At 44.6% G+C, this 17,049-nt stretch carries 20 protein-coding genes and 1 pseudogene; 8 read left to right on the top strand and 13 right to left on the bottom strand.

Going from position 1 to position 17,049, the window contains the following annotated elements; translation table 11 throughout:
- Positions 1 to 131: 131 nt before the first annotated feature.
- Positions 132 to 332 (top strand): phage integrase N-terminal SAM-like domain-containing protein, encoded by a 201-nt coding sequence (locus VZ94_RS28930; RefSeq protein ID WP_239649878.1) that lies wholly within the window; start codon positions 132 to 134, stop codon positions 330 to 332.
- Complete coding sequence (locus tag VZ94_RS28925; RefSeq protein ID WP_239649877.1) at positions 322 to 468, top strand: phage integrase N-terminal SAM-like domain-containing protein; 147 nt, start codon at positions 322 to 324, stop codon at positions 466 to 468. Before VZ94_RS28930 ends, VZ94_RS28925 begins: the two co-directional genes overlap by 11 nt.
- 12 nt (positions 469 to 480) lie before the next feature.
- On the opposite strand, the gene VZ94_RS11755 is transcribed toward VZ94_RS28925, so the two are convergent.
- From VZ94_RS11755 to VZ94_RS11720, 10 genes and pseudogenes are all read right to left on the bottom strand, one after another.
- Positions 481 to 720 carry a hypothetical protein gene (locus VZ94_RS11755; RefSeq protein WP_045779371.1) on the bottom strand — a complete coding sequence of 80 codons (240 nt, stop codon included), beginning with the start codon at positions 718 to 720 and terminating at the stop codon, positions 481 to 483.
- Between the two features lie 80 nt (positions 721 to 800).
- Positions 801 to 1,088, bottom strand: a complete 288-nt coding sequence (locus VZ94_RS11750) for a type II toxin-antitoxin system RelE/ParE family toxin (RefSeq protein ID WP_045779370.1) — start codon at positions 1,086 to 1,088, stop codon at positions 801 to 803.
- Between the two features lie 3 nt (positions 1,089 to 1,091).
- A complete protein-coding gene (locus tag VZ94_RS11745; RefSeq protein WP_045779369.1) occupies positions 1,092 to 1,325 on the bottom strand; it encodes an addiction module protein in 234 nt (77 codons plus the stop codon).
- Positions 1,326 to 1,716: 391 nt separating this feature from the next.
- Positions 1,717 to 3,177 (bottom strand): 4-hydroxy-3-polyprenylbenzoate decarboxylase, encoded by a 1,461-nt coding sequence (gene ubiD, locus VZ94_RS11740; RefSeq protein ID WP_045779368.1) that lies wholly within the window; start codon positions 3,175 to 3,177, stop codon positions 1,717 to 1,719.
- Positions 3,174 to 5,214: pseudogene (prlC, locus tag VZ94_RS11735) on the bottom strand (oligopeptidase A). The gene ubiD and the pseudogene prlC overlap by 4 nt, the downstream one beginning before the upstream one ends.
- A gap of 2 nt (positions 5,215 to 5,216) precedes the next feature.
- Positions 5,217 to 5,726 carry an HDOD domain-containing protein gene (locus tag VZ94_RS28920; protein ID WP_275575218.1) on the bottom strand — a complete coding sequence of 170 codons (510 nt, stop codon included), beginning with the start codon at positions 5,724 to 5,726 and terminating at the stop codon, positions 5,217 to 5,219.
- Positions 5,683 to 6,042: an HDOD domain-containing protein gene (locus VZ94_RS30725; protein ID WP_275575217.1), complete on the bottom strand. Its 360-nt coding sequence runs from the start codon at positions 6,040 to 6,042 to the stop codon at positions 5,683 to 5,685. The genes VZ94_RS28920 and VZ94_RS30725 overlap by 44 nt, the downstream gene beginning before the upstream one ends.
- Positions 6,043 to 6,092: 50 nt before the next feature.
- A complete protein-coding gene (locus VZ94_RS28915; protein WP_239649876.1) occupies positions 6,093 to 6,578 on the bottom strand; it encodes a cyclic nucleotide-binding domain-containing protein in 486 nt (161 codons plus the stop codon).
- Positions 6,579 to 6,637: 59 nt separating this feature from the next.
- Positions 6,638 to 7,057: an RDD family protein gene (locus tag VZ94_RS11725; RefSeq protein ID WP_239649875.1), complete on the bottom strand. Its 420-nt coding sequence runs from the start codon at positions 7,055 to 7,057 to the stop codon at positions 6,638 to 6,640.
- Entirely contained in the window at positions 7,050 to 7,271 is a 222-nt protein-coding gene (locus tag VZ94_RS11720; RefSeq protein WP_045779367.1) for a hypothetical protein, read from the bottom strand. Before VZ94_RS11720 ends, VZ94_RS11725 begins: the two co-directional genes overlap by 8 nt.
- A gap of 187 nt (positions 7,272 to 7,458) precedes the next feature.
- Between VZ94_RS11720 and pcnB the strand changes: the two genes are divergently transcribed.
- The 4 genes from pcnB (at position 7,459) to panC (ending at position 11,213) form a co-directional block, all read left to right on the top strand.
- Positions 7,459 to 8,994 (top strand): polynucleotide adenylyltransferase PcnB, encoded by a 1,536-nt coding sequence (gene pcnB / locus VZ94_RS11715; RefSeq protein WP_082081588.1) that lies wholly within the window; start codon positions 7,459 to 7,461, stop codon positions 8,992 to 8,994.
- Positions 8,995 to 9,091: 97 nt separating this feature from the next.
- On the top strand, positions 9,092 to 9,598 hold the full coding sequence (folK, locus tag VZ94_RS11710; protein WP_045779366.1) for a 2-amino-4-hydroxy-6-hydroxymethyldihydropteridine diphosphokinase: 507 nt from the start codon (positions 9,092 to 9,094) through the stop codon (positions 9,596 to 9,598).
- Positions 9,595 to 10,392 carry a 3-methyl-2-oxobutanoate hydroxymethyltransferase gene (gene panB / locus VZ94_RS11705; RefSeq protein WP_338040373.1) on the top strand — a complete coding sequence of 266 codons (798 nt, stop codon included), beginning with the start codon at positions 9,595 to 9,597 and terminating at the stop codon, positions 10,390 to 10,392. The genes folK and panB overlap by 4 nt, the downstream gene beginning before the upstream one ends.
- Positions 10,393 to 10,406: 14 nt before the next feature.
- Entirely contained in the window at positions 10,407 to 11,213 is an 807-nt protein-coding gene (gene panC, locus VZ94_RS11700) for a pantoate--beta-alanine ligase (RefSeq protein WP_338040372.1), read from the top strand.
- A gap of 378 nt (positions 11,214 to 11,591) precedes the next feature.
- Here the strand turns inward: panC and VZ94_RS11695 are convergent, their stop codons facing one another.
- Positions 11,592 to 13,001: a caspase family protein gene (locus VZ94_RS11695; protein WP_192828634.1), complete on the bottom strand. Its 1,410-nt coding sequence runs from the start codon at positions 12,999 to 13,001 to the stop codon at positions 11,592 to 11,594.
- 262 nt (positions 13,002 to 13,263) lie between these two features.
- Here VZ94_RS11695 and VZ94_RS11690 point away from each other — a divergent pair, with 262 nt between their 5' ends.
- Positions 13,264 to 13,815, top strand: coding sequence for an REP-associated tyrosine transposase (locus VZ94_RS11690; protein ID WP_192828633.1), 552 nt, complete (start codon positions 13,264 to 13,266; stop codon positions 13,813 to 13,815).
- 423 nt (positions 13,816 to 14,238) lie between these two features.
- Here the strand turns inward: VZ94_RS11690 and VZ94_RS30720 are convergent, their stop codons facing one another.
- Positions 14,239 to 15,522: an SUMF1/EgtB/PvdO family nonheme iron enzyme gene (locus VZ94_RS30720; protein WP_052700470.1), complete on the bottom strand. Its 1,284-nt coding sequence runs from the start codon at positions 15,520 to 15,522 to the stop codon at positions 14,239 to 14,241.
- Positions 15,497 to 15,796 (bottom strand): caspase family protein, encoded by a 300-nt coding sequence (locus tag VZ94_RS30715; protein ID WP_275575221.1) that lies wholly within the window; start codon positions 15,794 to 15,796, stop codon positions 15,497 to 15,499. The genes VZ94_RS30720 and VZ94_RS30715 overlap by 26 nt, the downstream gene beginning before the upstream one ends.
- A gap of 738 nt (positions 15,797 to 16,534) precedes the next feature.
- Here VZ94_RS30715 and VZ94_RS11675 point away from each other — a divergent pair.
- A complete protein-coding gene (locus tag VZ94_RS11675) occupies positions 16,535 to 16,939 on the top strand; it encodes a hypothetical protein (protein WP_045779364.1) in 405 nt (134 codons plus the stop codon).
- Positions 16,940 to 17,049 lie beyond the last annotated feature (110 nt).

The following is a 17,049-nucleotide window of genomic DNA, read 5'->3' as shown; positions in this document are numbered from 1 at the left end:
CCCAACTATTAAGTAGACACCTTTCTCGGTGCCATGGTTTACACACCAATCGGTGTGTTTTCCGATTAGTGATTATTGTTTTTTAACGATATTATTATACATTCTAGTTGTTAGCAACCTTTTTTGTTAGTATGAGTTATACACCAATAAATCCCTCTCCTAAACTGCTTGATCAGGTGCGTGACAGGCTTCGTGTGAAGCATTACAGCATTCGTACCGAAGAAGTTTATCTGCAATGGATTAAGCGCTTTATTTTATTTCACGGTAAGCGGCATCCTAGCGAGTTGGGCGCGACAGAGATTGAACAGTTTTTTAACGGACTTGGCGGTTAACCGTCATGTGTCGTCGGCGACGCAAAATCAAGCGTTGTCGGCGTTGTTATTTTTATATCGTGAGGTATTGGGCATTGAGCTGCCTTGGTTAGACAAAATATGGTGCTCGCTAAGCAACCTCAGCGTTCGCGAGTGATATTACTACTCATTACCAGCGAATCCGGCTTGCCACGTTGAAATAACTCCAAAGCCTAGCTCCTACCTCAAACGGCAAGAGGAACAATAAACCAAAAATAGGGCCAATGAAATGGCCACAAATCGCACCGGCAATTGCAGCGAGAGCAGCCAACCAAAAACCAAAGTGAATAACAAAATTGAAAGCAACTAACGCGCCTCCAATAATACCGAGAAATGCGGTTAACCCGAAAATGTTCATATCACTTTCCAATCGGTCGCTTTGAAATTGGAGCCAATGAAGATGCACTGGCACCTAGCGTTTAGAGTCAACCAGGCAACTTAATCAACATGCTAAGACTTATTAGAAACTCTGCAATGCCAATAGCCCGGCTCACGATGGCAGTGCATGACAGCAATAATGAGTACATAGTCTTTTTCAATCGTATAAAGCACGGCATAAGGAAATACGCGAACCAGGCATCGCCGTATATCTTCTTGCAAAATACGCCAGCGTTCTGGGGCTTCGATAATTTGCTGGACAGCACGTTCAACCGCGTCAATAAAGCGAAACGGCAACCCTTCCTGACACACCGCGTAATATCGGGCGGCCTCTTCATACTCTGCAAGGGCGTCGCTCATATCTCATTGAGCAAAGACCCGCCTCACACGCTTCAACGCTTCATCACCAGGGATAGTTTGTACACGCCCATATCTAGCATCATCACGCCGCCGCCTCACCTCGGCTGACCATAGTTGTTGAATATAACCGTCTTCTGCCGGATCAAGGCTTTCTACCAGGCGGTCGGCAAGCAATGCTCTAGCTTCGCTGGGTAACGCTAGGGCTTCTTCGGAAATTTGTTCGACTGTCAAGCTCATAACGATGACCTCATTTTAGCGATACGATGACAATAGACCCGCATGGAATTCGGTCGCCCTTTGTTACCCACTAGGTCATAGTGGGCGACTTAAATAATCCATGGGACGTTTATTTGTTGTATAAAATGATTTTACTTGTAGCGACGCATTTTGACCATCCGCGCGCGTTGGCATTGTTGGCTACCAACTTAAAACGGGACAGACTAGTAAGGGTTAAGTCAACCCGGCATAGATTGCCGAGATCAAGAACAAACGGATGGGCTTGGCGTTTTGCCATCCATGGCGCCTGGATTCCGGCAATCCATGCCGGAATGACGGTTTAGCTCTACTGACTATCAATTAAACCTGTCCCGCTTTAAGTTGGTAACCGCATTGTTATCCCACTCGTACCTTAAAACAAACTATCCCACATCGCATCGACTTTGCTTATCACATCTTTATCCATAACAATCGGCCTACCCCATTCTCGATTCGTTTCGCCCGGCCATTTATTAGTCGCGTCGAAACCGACTTTTGAGCCTAAACCAGAAACCGGTGAGGCAAAATCTAAATAGTCAATAGGCGTATTTTCTAAAATAGTTAAATCGCGAGCGGGGTCCATGCGTGTGGTAATCGCCCAGACGACGTCTTGCCAGTTACGCACATCGACATCATCATCGACGACTATAACAAATTTGGTGTACATGAATTGGCGCAGATAAGACCAGGTGCCTAACATCACGCGTTTAGCATGACCGGCGTATTGCTTTTTCATGCTAATAACGGCCATACGATATGAACAGCCTTCTGGCGGTAGATAAAAGTCGATAATTTCAGGAAATTGTTTTTGTAAAATAGGCACAAACACTTCATTCAGTGCGACACCTAAGATGGCAGGCTCGTCCGGTGGTCGTCCGGTAAATGTGCTGTGATAAATCGGCGCTTGGCGCTGGGTAATGCGCTCTATCGTAAACACGGGGAATTCATCGACTTCGTTGTAATAGCCAGTATGGTCACCAAATGGGCCTTCTGGCGCGGTTTCACCAGGATAAATAAAGCCTTCTAAGACGATTTCGGCACTGGCCGGAACCTGTAAATCGTTGCTGACACATTGCGCGACTTCGGTTTTTGCACCACGTAATAATCCGGCAAAACCATATTCTGACAAGCTGTCGGGCACGGGTGTAACGGCTGCGAGTATCGTCGCCGGGTCGGCACCTAATGCAACGGCTACCGGAAAAGGTTTTCCAGGATGGGCTTGTTGCCATTCTTTAAAATCTAATGCGCCACCTCTATGTGCTAGCCAACGCATAATGACTTTATTTTTCGCAATGACTTGTTGCCGGTAAATACCTAAATTTTGCCGTTCTTTATGCGGACCTTTGGTAATGACTAGCGGCCACGTGATTAATGGGCCGGCATCATCAGGCCAACAGGTTTGAATAGGAAAATCGGCTAAATCAATTTCACTCCCTTGCCGGATAATTTCTTGGCAAGCGGGATATTTGACCAGCTTAGGCGCCATATTGAGGACTTGTTTTAAAACGGGTAGTTTTTCAAACGCGTCTTTAACGCCTTTAGGGGGATCCGGTTCTTTTAGATAAGCCAGTAATTCACCAATACCGCGTAATTCGCTAACCGATTCAGCACCCATGCCCATTGCGACGCGGCGCGGCGTGCCAAACAAATTAGCCAGTAACGGAATATTAGAGCCTGTAGGGTATTCAAATAACAGCGCTGGGCCTTGTTGCTTTAATACCCTATCGCAGATTTCCGTGACTTCTAAATAAGGGTTAACCGTTTGGCTAACCCGTTTTAATTCGTCTTGTTGTTCTAACTGAGCTATAAAATCGCGTAAGTCCTTATAAATCATGCTGTAATGCCATTATGGCGCAGTAACGCGTCTATGGTAGGTTTGCGGCCACGGAAGTTAATAAATAACTCCATTGCTTGTTCGCTACCGCCTTTTTCTAAGATGTTGGTTAAAAAAGCATGGCCGGTTTCCGGGTCAAAAATGCCTTTTTCTTCAAACAATGAAAACGCATCACTCGATAAGACTTCTGCCCATTTATAGCTGTAATAGCCCGCCGCATAACCACCGGCAAAAATATGTGAAAAGCTATGGGCGAAACGATTGAATTTGGGTGGCTGTACCACGGCGACTTGTTTTCTAACTTGCTCCAAAATTTGATAAATTCTGCCGCCTTTATTCGGGTCATAGTCCAAATGAATCTTAAAATCGAATAAGCTAAATTCCAGTTGTCTAACCATAAACATGCTGGCTTGAAAATTTTTCGCCGCAAGCATTTTTTGTAGCAGCGCTTCAGGTAGCGGTTCGCCCGTTTGGTAATGGCCTGACATTAGTGCTAACGCCTCTTGTTCCCAGCACCAGTTCTCCATAAATTGACTAGGCAGTTCTACCGCATCCCATTCCACGCCATTAATGCCTGATACGCCTAAATAGTCGATTTGAGTCAGCATGTGATGTAAACCATGACCGAACTCATGGAATAACGTCGTGACTTCATCATGAGTTAATAACGCTGGCTCGTTGCCGGTAGGCGGAGTAAAGTTACAAGTTAAATACGCCACAGGCGTTTGTACGCGCTCACCGATTTTTCGGCGCCCTACGCAATCATCCATCCAAGCACCGCCGCGTTTTTTTGGCTCTGGCGTATAAATCGATATAAAACATGCCGCGTAGTTGCTGAGCGCGGTCATGGATTTGGAATAAACGCACATCAGGATGCCAACTATCAAAATCACTAATTTCAGTAATCGTTAAGCCGTATAAACGTTGTACCACCTCAAATAAACCCGGCAATACGCGTGTGATAGGAAAATACGCTTTTACCTCTTCTTGCGACAACTGATATTCATGTTGGCGCATTTTTTCCGAATAATAACTAACATCCCAAGCTTGTAAGTCTTTAACACCATAATAGGTTGACGCAAAATCTTGTAATTCGGCTAAATCACGCCGTGCTTGCCGCCATGATTTATCGGCTAAATCTTCAAGAAACTCCAGCACGTCTTGTGGCTTTTCTGCCATTTTCGCCGCTAAGGATAATTCAGCATAGTTGTCATAGCCTAGTAAGCGCGCTTTTTCATGACGTAATTGCAAGGTCTTTTCCATAAGCTCGCTATTATCCCATTGCCCGGCATGAGGACCTTGATCAGATGCGCGCGTCGCAAAGGCTTGGTACAGCTCATAACGCAGTTGTCTATCATCAGCATAGGTCATTACCGCTAAATAAGACGGAAACTGTAAGGTTAACAACCAGCCGTCTAAACCTTGTTGTTCGGCGGCTTGTTTAGCTTGGGCAAGTGCTGTTGCTGGCAATCCGGTGAGTGCTTGCTCATTATTAATGTGTTTAGTCCATGCGTTCGTCGCATCTAACACATTCTCTTCGTATTTACTGGCTAGATTGGATAATTCCAAACTAATCTCTTTGTAACGTTGTTTTTTGTCTTCAGGCAAATCAACCCCGGATAGCCTGAAGTCGCGCAACGCATTTTGGATGATTTTTTGTTGTGCGGTATCTAATTGCGCATAATCCGAACGCTCAGCAATCATTTGATACGCGTTAAATAACGCCTGATTTTGTCCCATTTCTGTCGCATATTCACTTAGCAACGGTAAACAGGCGTTGTAAGCCTCTCTTAAGGCGTCACTGTTCATCACAGAATTTAAATGACTAACTGGCGACCAGGCTTTATTAAGTGCATCTTCCGCCGCTTCTATAGGCGCGACAAGGTTATCCCAATGATAGTCTGAGTCATTGTCTAATTGCTGTTGAACAACCGCTCTCGCGTTAGTTAACAATTCCTTAATTGCAGGAACAACATGTTCAGGTTGAATTTGGCTGAATAACGGTAGGTCTGTTTGGGTTAATAGCGGATTGTTCATAATCAGGAAAAAATACTCATAGCCGAATGAATGCGTTGATGGGCTTTATGCAATAAATCTAACGAAAAATCAGGGTTTAATTTGCCGTTTTTCAGTTTTGTATAGGCAGGAATGGTGTTGATGTAAGGCAAGGTTTTCGCTTTCGGTGTGCCTATGTAACTATGCAATTTAGCAAGAATAACCACATCTGCTAACGTTAATTTATCGTTACTGCTTTCAAAAAACCAATCGCTAGTTTGTTTAGGAATCAGCGCTAAGTCTTCCGAAAAACCTAACGTGCGTAACACTAATGTACCACTGGCGGGACTTAAAAAAGGCAATAAAAACTCTAAGTCTTCCATATCTTTTAAATCTGCGGCGTGTTGACCAGCAAAGTGTAGCACTGGAATCGCACCAATATCGGCAATTAATCCTGCAAGCAAAGCATCTTCTGGTTTTACAACGCCACTTTCTTCAGCTAACACAAAACTAATGCACGATACATAAAGGCTTTGCTTCCAAAGGCCTTGCATTTTTTTTTATCAAACTTGCATCTTTGCAGTTGAATAATTGCTTTAAACTAATGCCCATGACTAAGTTACGCGTGGCATATAAACCCATGCGAGTCACTGCGTCATGGCAGTTGGTCAACGGTGAAACCGGTGCGTATAACGAGCTATTCGCTACTTGAATCAGTTTAGCAACTATCGCCGCATCAATTTGAATAATTTTTACCGCTTCATCAATACCCACGTCCTTGCTAATCGCCTCTTTAAGCTTAAGGGCGACATTCGGTAATGAAGGTAAATTCAGGGTGTTTTCACGGAATGCTTGAGCAAATTTTTTCAAAAAATGCACTACTCGTCACTTGTTCGGGTAATTTCAAGCTATGCAATTCATCATCTTGGTCTTTTTCTCGACTTTTTTTCTGCCCAGATTTGGATTAACCCCGCATCTATGGATAACAATTCAACTTCAGTTTTGGCAACAGCGGTTGCACCACAAATCTTGCCGCTGTTTAACGGTAAATTCGCTAATGAGGAGTCGTCAGAAATTGTATAGCTATTATCGCAATCAGGCTGTAACTCTACGCTACCTTTTAAAAGGTAAAATACATATTGATTTTTTTGGCCTAAACGAAAAATAACCGACTCAGGTGCAAACGTTAAGGTGGTATGACTCAGTTGTTGAATGGTATCATCATCAAAATCACGAATCGGTGCTAGTTTCTTTAACACCGATACCGGCTGTTTTGTTGAAGACGTTGCTAAAGGCTCTGAAACCGAATCCGCCGTCGATGTGCTTGTAGGTGCCGACGTAGTATTTTTCTTTACCGGTGCTGAAGTTTCTTGTTCTTGTGAGAAAATTTTATTTAACCAGCTCATAGTTGTTACCTCGTTTATTGTTATTTTTCCAAGGCCTAGCCTTATTTTCTGCGGCGAACTTACTCTGTAACAAACAGTTTGGTTTTTGACAAATAATCGTGCCAGGTTTGTTTGTCTTTATCGACAAGCATCCATAAAAAGCCTAATCCGAATACACTCCATGACACAATAGCGGCACTAAATCTAAGCAATGCTTGTAACCAGTTAATCGGTTTATAATCAAAAGTCAACACTTTGATTTTCCAAGCTTTCTGGCCTAAGGTTTGACCACCATGCGTCCAAAACCATCCATGGAAAAGAAAGCTAACGATTAATAAGTATACGGGATAAAAGAGTTGTCGGCTGTTAAAGGCTTGGCCGGCATTAAAAGGCAGAATCAATGCGGTGGCAACAAACCAAAGCGCAACGACTAGAAAAAGATCGTAGATAACAGCCGCCAAGCAGCGGATAAAGCCAGGTCTTGCCACAAAATCATGCACTGGTATGCGTAGTCGATTGCTCGTTTTGTGAGTCGCTGACTTTAAATAAAGCCCATTTTTGACCAAAATAAAGACACATCGCCATTAAACCGCCTAACATAGCTAAGGAAAATAAGAACGGTGGACGATGAAAGAGTAAGATGAAAAAATCAGCTACAAAAATACTGGTTAAAAAAGGGTGGTCAATAAAGCCGCTAAGAATCTTTTTGAACATAAACAATCTCGCTATAGACACACGAAAAACGTGCATAAAAAATAATAGTTGGCTGATCTTTTATGGTTAAATGCTATGGTTATGTGAATGCCACTTGCTAAAAATCAGTATTACGATTCTACTATATTCAAAAGGGGAATGTAAAAGAAAAGAAACTTGCCTCCACGGCTAGCTTTAAACAAACTTTATGATTGATATACTTAAAAAACTTCTTGTAGGCTTAACCACTGCGATGAATTTTGCGCACAAACATTTGCAGTTAATAAATGCTGAAACAACCACTGAAACTATCAGTACTGTTAGAGTCTATGCGCGCTCAGAACACACGATTTCGCGTTCGCAAATTAGCGAAAACGCACTTAAGGTTTTATACCGGTTACATAAAGAAGGTTATGACGCGTATTTAGTAGGGGGGTGTGTGCGTGATTTATTGTTAGGACGCGAACCCAAAGACTTCGATGTAGTCACCAATGCTGAGCCAGAACAAGTGCGTAAGGTGTTCCGAAATTGTCGAATTATCGGTCGGCGGTTTCGCTTAGCGCATGTGCATTTTGGTAAAGAAGTCATTGAGGTCGCCACTTTTCGAGGCGCAGCCGAGCAACAAACTGACAAGCAAATGTTAACCAAAGAGGGTCGTTTATTACGCGATAATGTTTACGGCACGATAGAAGAAGACGTATGGCGGCGAGATTTTACTGTTAACGCGTTGTATTACAGTATTAAAGACTTTTCTGTCGTCGATTATGTTAACGGCATGACCGACCATCAATCGGCTACCTTAAGGCTTATTGGTGAACCGAATACGCGCTTCCGCGAAGACCCGGTTCGTATGCTCAGAGCCGTACGTTTTGCGGTAAAATTAGCGTTTAATATTGAACCGACCTGCGCACAAGCCATATACGGTGCCGCACCATTATTAGCCAGCATTCCAGCAGCTCGCTTATACGATGAAGTCTTAAAGCTGTTTTTATATGGTTACGCAGTACAAGCATTTGAAATGTTAAGACATTATGGCTTATTTCAAGTGCTGTTTCCCGATACTGAAAAAAGCTTAGCCGATGAAGAAAATGGCTTTCCCAGACAATTACTGATTAAAGCGTTAGAAAACTCAGACAATAGAATTGCCGAAGGCAAAACCGTTACGGCCTATTTTTTATTTGCAGCCTTGCTTTGGGAGCCGGTTAGAATGTTGGCTGATGACTATATGCAGCAAGGCCAACCTGAATATGTCGCTTATCAAGATGCGGCCAATGAAATCATTAACCGACAAGTTAAGAAAACGGCGTTGCCAAAACACATCACCTTGGCTATGCGTGAAGTTTGGAGTTTACAACCTAAATTTACCAACCGTATCGGTTCAAAACCAAGCCGCTTATTAGCCCATCCTCGTTTTCGTGCCGGCTACGATTTTTTATTATTACGTGCTGAAACAGGCGGAGCTGAACCCGAACTAGCCGCTTGGTGGCAATCTTTTCAGCAAGCTGATGAACACTTACAACGTAAAATGACCCAACCGTCGCGTAAAAGCTCGTCTAGTAAGTCAAGTCGTAAAAAAGCTACCGTAAAAAAGCGACTAAACCGACTGCTCATACTGAAATGTAAGCGCACGAAAACCCAATCAAAACGTAATTATTCAGCCCCCTCCCCATTTTTTGGCGTTATGTTCGTAAGCTATTGCTTTATTGTCATCGAAGCCAAAAATATCAGAGGGGGGCATGAATAATTACCCCAAAACTAACCCCATAGCTTGAGGCGTGTTGTGCTTAGCGTTTGCCTAAGCCTCACTGTTCTCTCTCACTATTGTTTAACACTAAAGCATCATGAGTCAGTTAAATCCAACAACCGTAACAGCTTATTTAGGTTTAGGCAGCAATTTAGCCTCACCTGTCTCACAGATTAAATCTGCTAGACATGCGCTTGCGACGTTTAATGGTATTAAAGAATTAGCCTTTTCGAGTCTTTATCATAGCCAACCCATGGGACCTCAAGACCAACCTGACTATGTGAATGCGGTCATGGCTATTGCAACTACGTTATCACCGACGGATTTACTGCACTGCTTGCAACACATAGAACAAGCGCAGGGCAGAACACGCAATGGCCAGCGCTGGGGTGCTAGAACCTTAGATTTAGATATTTTAATGTACGGGGATTTTATCATTGACTCACCCAGCTTAACCGTCCCTCATAACGGTATTGTCGAACGTGCCTTTGTTCTCTACCCGCTTTTAGAGATAGCACCTGAATTAACGATACCTGGCAAAGGCAATATCGCTGACTTAATTAACCACTGCCCACTGGCAGGTTTAACACGGCTTAATTCATGAACACTGAAACCAACACGTTAACCTCTCCTGTTACGATTAACGACTTACAAGCAATGAAACAGCGCGGTGAAAAAATTAGCTGTTTAACCGCTTATGACGCTAGTTTTAGCGCCATTATCGATTCATCGGGTATCGACATCATGTTAGTCGGGGACACCTTAGGCATTACTATGCAAGGCCATTTAACAACAGTGCCTGTTACGCTGAACGACATGATATACCATAGCCAATGCGTTAGTCGCGTCAGGCAACGCGCTTTTATCATTGCTGATTTACCTTTTATGACCTACGCCACCCTGGAAATGGCGGCACTAAACGCCGCAAAACTGATGCAGCAAGGCGGTGCGCACATGGTGAAATTAGAAGGCGGCAAACCTGAGATTATTAAGTTCTTAGTGGCACAAGGCATTCCGGTCTGCGCTCATTTAGGTTTATTGCCGCAACATATTCACCAAATAGGTCGTTATCGCGTACAAGGCAAACAAAACCTACAGGCAGAACAATTAGTTAATGACGCACTCGCCGTGCAACAAGCCGGCGCGCAGTTACTGATTTTAGAATGTATGCCTGCATCGTTAGCCGCTAAAATTACTCAACAATTAACGATTCCAACCATAGGCATAGGCGCTGGTATAAACTGTGATGGCCAAGTCTTAGTATTACAAGACATGTTAAATATTAGCGCGGGCAAACGCGCCAAATTCTCTAAAAACTTTATGCAAGATGCAGCGAGTATTCAAGCAGCGATTAGGCTTACCATGACGCCGTTAAACAAGGCTTGTTTCCAACACTAGAACACAGTTATTAAATGCAAACCTTCCATTCAATTGCAACTCTGCGTGATTGCATAAAAACCTGGCGTAAGACCGGAGCGCGTATTGCGTTAGTCCCTACTATGGGTAATTTACATGCCGGTCATTTAGCCCTGGTAAAAACAGCACGCGACCACGCCGATAAAGTCATAGTCAGCATCTTCGTCAATCCAACGCAGTTTGGCGTCAATGAGGATTACACAACCTACCCCAGAACCGAAAACGATGATGTAGCGTTATTAACAACACTGGCTGTCGATGGTGTTTTTCTCCCTAGTGTTGATGACATGTATAACCCCAAGGCTGAAACGCGGGTATCCGTACCTCGATTAGCCGCTATGCATTGTGGCATTACCCGTCCAGGTCATTTTGATGGAGTTGCCCTGATTGTTTGTAAACTGTTTAATATTGTGCAACCCGATATAGCGGTTTTTGGCCTGAAAGACTATCAGCAATTTGCCGTAATCACGGCATTAGTAAGAGATTTAAACCTACCGGTGCAATTATTAGGCGTCGATACCGTCAGAGAGCCTAATGGCTTGGCATTAAGCTCCAGAAACCAATATTTAAGCACCGAAGAAAAAGTCAAAGCAGCAATGCTGTATGCAAGCTTACAATCGGCTCGCCACGAAATTTTATCCGGACGATTCGATTTTGACGCAATAGCGCAAGAACAGTTAACACACTTGCAGCAAGCTGGATTTATTCCAGATTATTTTGCGATTTGCGAGCGTGATTCGTTAACCCCTGCAACAATAGCGACTACCGATTTTGTCATCTTAGCTGCGGCTAAAATTAGGTAAAGCGCGGTTAATTGATAATATTTTTTTAAATCTACCATCATCAGCCACGCTAACCTGGCAAGATAGCATTAATAAATAAGCCTACTCTCATTTCCATCGTTCCCCAGCCTACGCCACTGCCCACGTAAGCTATACTTCAAACAGTCACATTCGGTTTTTAGATAGGTGCGCTGTGCGCACATTATATAACATCATAAAAATCAATGAAAAAGGTGCGCATAGCGCACAACAACACAAGATACCGAATGTGACCCGTTCAGAGTATATTCTGGAATACAAAACTTGCTTTGTACGGTATTTAAACCCGTGCAAGGCAAGCCTTGCGCTCCGATAATCGACTAGTTAGTGCCTAACTGTGGGCTGTGATGCCTGACAGGCTTAATGCTTTTCCTCAATATCCAGCAGTGCCGCACCATAACGGCAATCACTGCCGTGGCAGTCGCCTTTGATAGTACCAGCCAGCGCTTGCAGTGCGCGCGTGTTATCGGCGGTGCTGCTAATGCTTGGAAATAATTCCGTGCTGGTGGCTAACGAGGCAAAATCGCGTGGCGTTTCCGTAACTAATACCAATAAGCGATCAGAACCTTCAGGCCCGGCGGCGCGGATACGCCAATGGCTGCGTGGTAAAGCTAAGGCTGAACCCGCGCTAATACGATTATCCGGGTCTTCAGCATTAGGAAATAACACGGCAAAGGTTTTATTGTCCGAGCCTACCATGAGTACATAAACATAGCCGTTATGCGCTGATTGCACAGTAAACGCTAGCCAATCTTGATTAATGCGCAGCGTTTGTCCGGGTGAAGTCAGCTTTACCTGACGGCGCGCATCGCGGCTATTAAAAATATCTTGTAACGTCGCTTTAGCATCCGGTGCCGTTACCGGTGCGGCTTCAGCGATTAAATTCTTAGTCAGCTCTAATACCGTATGCGTATTACCGGCTAAGGTAACATGGTGAGGGCGGTCAGTATCGCTATTGCCTATGGTGCGATTGATTTTATCTTGCGCGCACTGTTGGATTTCCTCTGCGGTGATGCCGCCGCTAGCATCGCTGTCCTCTGCGCCATTTTCTAAGCAAGCCCGCCAAGCTAGCGTAGCGACACTGCCGTTAATACCAGCAAAGGACGCCTCATCATCGCGCGCTGCGGCGATATAGGTATAGTTGTTAACAGTATCGCCCCATTTTGTGGCTAACACGTGATAGTCTCGCGTAATGTTGCTAGGGCGTGAACAGTTATCGCCGGGTAAATATTTAGGCTGCCAAGCGCTTTGAGATAAATCATAGGTTCTTGATTTGACATACGTTGCACCGCCGGAAAAGCAGGAATCTAAAAACACAATCAGCTTGCGAGCTTTTTGGCTGATGTGCTGTAATTTTTTCTCTAATTCCTGATCGCTAAACGCTTGACCATCGTAAGTGACTAACGATTCAGAGCAGCTTGAACCCATTTTACGGCGGCTGCCATGACCTGAATAATAAACCAATACCGCATCATCAGCTTGAACCGAGCGAATCAGCTTATCAAATGCCTGGCGCATACCGGTTAAAGTAAGCTGTGTGTCGCTATATTCAGTCATGTCAGCTTCGCTAACACCCAACATTTTTGCAATAAAGCGAGCGTGACTGCGGTCTAAATCAATCCCGGTTAAATTACTTGACGCATTCGCATAATGGCCTATCCCCATAATCAGCGCTTTATTACCCGCAACACCGAGCTGGCTAAACATCATCAAACCCAGCAAGATTAAGCTGCTATGGCTTAAAGTCTTAAATAAAGTCGTTTTCATCATAGTCTCACATGAATGTCGGGGAGTGCCTTTGTCACGCTTAATACGTGGTTTAAGGTGTTCTTGTTCGGGTGCGGCTGGCATTCTAACAAATTATTGACTCCATCGATAATGGCGTCTGGTGCGGTGTGTTTTTCCTTTGGTGCATGGAATGCACCCTACTTTGAAGATAAGTAGGCGTTCTCAAGTAGGGTGCATTCCATGCACCCAACAGTGCTAAAATCATACGAAAAGCTATTCTAAGCCAATCAAATCTGATGCAACCATGTCTAACTACAGGCGAGCTAACACTGAAGGTGGAACCTATTTTTTCACGGTGGTGACTTACCGACGGCAATGCTTTTTATGCGATGAGCGGGTAAGATCGGCTTTGCGCGCGGGCATTAATCTTGCCAGAAAAGAACATCCATTCAGCATAGATGCGTGGGTGCTGCTACCTGACCACTTGCACTGCATTTGGACATTACCACCCGATGATGCCGATTTCGGTATCCGTTGGGCTATCATCAAACGGTACGTCACCAAACAATGCAATCCCGAATTGAAACGCGATGATTGGATGAAGCCGTCGAAAGTGAAAAGAAAGGAATCTACTCTTTGGCAACGCCGCTTTTGGGAGCATCAAATCCGCGATGACCAGGATTTTGAAAAACATGTTGATTATATTCATTATAATCCGGTTAAACATGGTTTAGTGAAGCAGGTGTTAGATTGGCCCTATTCAACGTTTCATCGGTACGTGAAAAATGGTGTTTATGGACATGATTGGACGGGGATTTGCAGTGAAGAGCAAATGGTTGACGTGGGTGAGCCATAAGCGCCGTAGGGTTGCATTCCCCATACACCAAAAAACGCATAAACCATCGATGTCGTAGGGTGCATTCCATGCACCAAAAAATGTGTCAATCATTGTGTTAGCCAACATTTGGGAACGCAGGTACATTCAGACGGGAACGTGCAAGCGAGCAAAATTGTTGACATAGATGAACCAAGCACCAAAAAACGCATAAACCATCGATGTCGTAGGGTGCATTCCATGCACCAAAAAATGTATCAATCATCGTGTTAACCAGCATTTGGGAACGCAGGTACATTCACGCCGGAACGTGCGAGCCAAATTGTTGACATGGGTGAACCATGAGAATTTTTGGTGCATGGAATGCACCCTACTTGGCTCATTTCCATACGGTAGCATAGAGGAACGAGAAAAAGGGAAAAGATAAAAGTATAAAGACTAGAGTTAATTATCCTGGGCAAGGCGAAAACCCAAAATGCCAGCGCGTTGAGTCGCATCAACCTCAAGCCGGTAAGCCGAGCGTGCAGACTGCGGGTCGGCGTTCCCAGAGCCGCCACGGACGACAAAGCTGGTATAGGCATCATAATTGCAGGTTTTTTCTTGGCCAATATAGCCTTGCTTGGTATAAGCGCTGCACGTCCATTCAAAGACATTACCACTCATGTCATATAAGCCCCAGGCATTGGCTTGTTTTTGCCCAACCGGTTTTTGCCCAACCGGGTGCGTGGTAAATGAATTATTGACATACCAGGCGACGCTATCTACGTTATCCGAGCCGCAATACTGTTCAGAGCCACCGGCATGGCAGGCATATTCCCATTCGGCCTCGGTGGGTAGGCGGTAACGTTGACTAGAACGCTGGTTTAATTGACTGATAAAACGCTGTATGTCGTCATAATTGACTTGTTGTACCGGGCAGCGTTGATCGCAATCGACAACCTGAGAGGGATTGTCGCCCATTACCGCTTGCCATTGTGCTTGCGTCACTTCGTATTTACCGATGCGAAAGCCTGCTACGGTCACGCTATGGCGTGGTCTTTGATCGCTATATTCACTGTTGTCGTCGCCCATCATAAATTCACCACCGGGAATAGTGACCATCTCCGGGCAGTCGCGGCAGTCATTCGTGTTGGGTGGTTTAGGCGCTAAGCGATTGCGCGCTAAGCGGGTAAACGTGCCGTTGGGGTATTGGCTGAGATACGCTTGAAAATCGGCGGGGTTATCGCTGTCTTTTATGCTATTCCAATACACGACTTCGAGATTGACGCTGTCTGTTGGCGCGGCGGGTGGTGGCGGTTCGCGCCCGCTACAGACGGTAAAACAAAATGGCCTAAGCAATAAATTTTCTTCGACCGGGATTTGTTTAGCGTCGGTGGCTTGCACCACTTCTTGCCGTACTGTCATCATTAAGTCGGTGATTTTTAGCCCCGGCGTATGTATATGTTGTAGTAGCTTTTCGGTAAATAAGCCGTTGCGCCGTTCGCCGTCCATGGAGCGAGTACCGGATTTTGCTGCATAGGCGATGAGTGTGCCTTTCGGTGTGCTGTCACCGAATGAGAAGCCGCTTTGTGTGCTGCCGCCGCGAAAGCTGCGCGCAAACGGATTGTTACGGCAGGCGTCTAAAATCACGATGTTAAAGTGTTGATGCGCGGACGTGCTGTTGTTAGTCGCCGTTTCCATTTTCTTTAATAATTGCCCGACATCAAAACGCGCGGTAAGGTACTTCATCTTCACGTGCAATTCCGGAATCGACCGGGATTAAATAATTATTGCCTTCTAACTGCATACCGTGACCGGCGAAGTAAAACAACGCGACATCGGTGCTGCTTAAGCGGTCGCCGAACTTGCGTACCGCATCGTCCATGTGTTGTTTATCGAGATTGACTTCCTTTATCACCTCAAAGCCTAACTGGCCTAGTGTTGAGGCCATATCCGTGGCGTCATTGACTGGGTTTTTTAACGGTGATTCAGGGTAGTCGTCATTGCCGATGATTAACGCCAGTTTACGCGCGTGACTGGTTGGCGTGGAGGTTTCTACGACTAGGTTGCGCGCGGATTCAGGGCTATAAAGTTTATCGGCAATGCCATTCGTACAACTGAGCAGCGCTGCCAGCCATGTTAATAACAGTAAGCTTTAAGAGCGATTTAGCGTTCATAAGAGTTTTAAGCAGGTGAGGGTTAGCGAGTGGTTTTATTATACATGCCGTAGGGTGCATTCCATGCACCAAAAAAATGTATAAATCATCGTGTTAACCAGCATTTGAGGACGCAGGTATATTCACGTGGGAAGGTGCGAGCCAAATTGTTGGCATGGGTGAACCATGAGAGTTTTTTGGTGCATGGAATGCACCCTACTTGGCTTGGTTGGTGCCGTAGGGTGCATTCCATGCACCAAAAAATGTATCAATTATCGTGTTAGCCAGCATTTTGGAACGCAGGTACATTCAAGCCGGAACGTGCGAGCCAAATTGTTGGCATGGGTGAGCCATGAGAGTTTTTTGGTGCATGGAATGCACCCTACTTGGCTTTGCCAACTCCCCAAGCAGTCCTCCACCTAAACAAGGCGAAGATTCTTATAAACATATTTTCGGGCAATGGTGGTTATGGTATCAAAGCTGGTAACACCACTTTCCTAGCGTAATACTTGGAAATAGATTGTGTTATTGAAAAAAAAAATTTTTAAAGTGTGTATCTGGTGTTATGTTGAGACAGCACCGACTACTAACTGAGGAGACTTCTAATGAAAATAACAATAATACTTCGATTACTCGCCGCTTGCTTACTCGTCATAGCGCATGGAACAGCTAACGCTTACGAAGAAGAAAAAGAAAAAGAAACTTGCAAAAAACCCCGCTTTTCTGATTTTACGCTGCCTATTTATAGTGCGGAAAACCCTGCTGAAGCTGCAGCAGAATCAGAATTTTCTTTTAAAATTTCCCCCTACTCGAACCTGGAAACTCTAAATTTATCGGCCAAGAAAAATCAACTCGCTTTTAAAGTAGAGAGTAACAGTAGCTTTCATAAAATCACCGCTAAATTACCAGCAGAATTTAATGGTCAATTTGTCAGAATTAACGCTAGAGTAACAGCTATATTAGGTTGCTATGATGCAGCAGGCTGGCTAGTCAAAGTCGCTAAGCCATAACTCTGAGACACTCCGGCTTGAATATACTTTAAAACGGTTAAGTTTGCGGTTTTTAGGTAGGGTGCGCTGTGCGCACCTTTATAAGTTATCATTAAAAATCAATGAAAAAG

Source organism: Methylocucumis oryzae (assembly GCF_000963695.1).
Lineage (GTDB): Bacteria > Pseudomonadota > Gammaproteobacteria > Methylococcales > Methylomonadaceae > Methylovulum > Methylovulum oryzae.
This window is presented reverse-complemented; position numbering and strand designations above follow the sequence as displayed.

What these genes read in the sequence shown, in the direction of transcription:
- panC (WP_338040372.1), top strand. Translation starts at nt 10,407, where the DNA reads ATGCAAACCTTCCATTCAATTGCAACTCTGCGTGATTGCATAAAAACC.
- VZ94_RS11695 (WP_192828634.1), bottom strand. Translation starts at nt 13,001, where the DNA reads ATGATGAAAACGACTTTATTTAAGACTTTAAGCCATAGCAGCTTAATC.
- folK (WP_045779366.1), top strand. Translation starts at nt 9,092, where the DNA reads ATGAGTCAGTTAAATCCAACAACCGTAACAGCTTATTTAGGTTTAGGC.
- VZ94_RS28930 (WP_239649878.1), top strand. Translation starts at nt 132, where the DNA reads ATGAGTTATACACCAATAAATCCCTCTCCTAAACTGCTTGATCAGGTG.
- pcnB (WP_082081588.1), top strand. Translation starts at nt 7,459, where the DNA reads ATGATTGATATACTTAAAAAACTTCTTGTAGGCTTAACCACTGCGATG.
- VZ94_RS30720 (WP_052700470.1), bottom strand. Translation starts at nt 15,522, where the DNA reads ATGAAGTACCTTACCGCGCGTTTTGATGTCGGGCAATTATTAAAGAAA.
- VZ94_RS11720 (WP_045779367.1), bottom strand. Translation starts at nt 7,271, where the DNA reads ATGTTCAAAAAGATTCTTAGCGGCTTTATTGACCACCCTTTTTTAACC.
- VZ94_RS11690 (WP_192828633.1), top strand. Translation starts at nt 13,264, where the DNA reads ATGTCTAACTACAGGCGAGCTAACACTGAAGGTGGAACCTATTTTTTC.
- ubiD (WP_045779368.1), bottom strand. Translation starts at nt 3,177, where the DNA reads ATGATTTATAAGGACTTACGCGATTTTATAGCTCAGTTAGAACAACAA.
- VZ94_RS11745 (WP_045779369.1), bottom strand. Translation starts at nt 1,325, where the DNA reads ATGAGCTTGACAGTCGAACAAATTTCCGAAGAAGCCCTAGCGTTACCC.
- VZ94_RS11750 (WP_045779370.1), bottom strand. Translation starts at nt 1,088, where the DNA reads ATGAGCGACGCCCTTGCAGAGTATGAAGAGGCCGCCCGATATTACGCG.
- VZ94_RS11675 (WP_045779364.1), top strand. Translation starts at nt 16,535, where the DNA reads ATGAAAATAACAATAATACTTCGATTACTCGCCGCTTGCTTACTCGTC.
- VZ94_RS28915 (WP_239649876.1), bottom strand. Translation starts at nt 6,578, where the DNA reads ATGAGCTGGTTAAATAAAATTTTCTCACAAGAACAAGAAACTTCAGCA.
- VZ94_RS28920 (WP_275575218.1), bottom strand. Translation starts at nt 5,726, where the DNA reads ATGCAAGGCCTTTGGAAGCAAAGCCTTTATGTATCGTGCATTAGTTTT.
- panB (WP_338040373.1), top strand. Translation starts at nt 9,595, where the DNA reads ATGAACACTGAAACCAACACGTTAACCTCTCCTGTTACGATTAACGAC.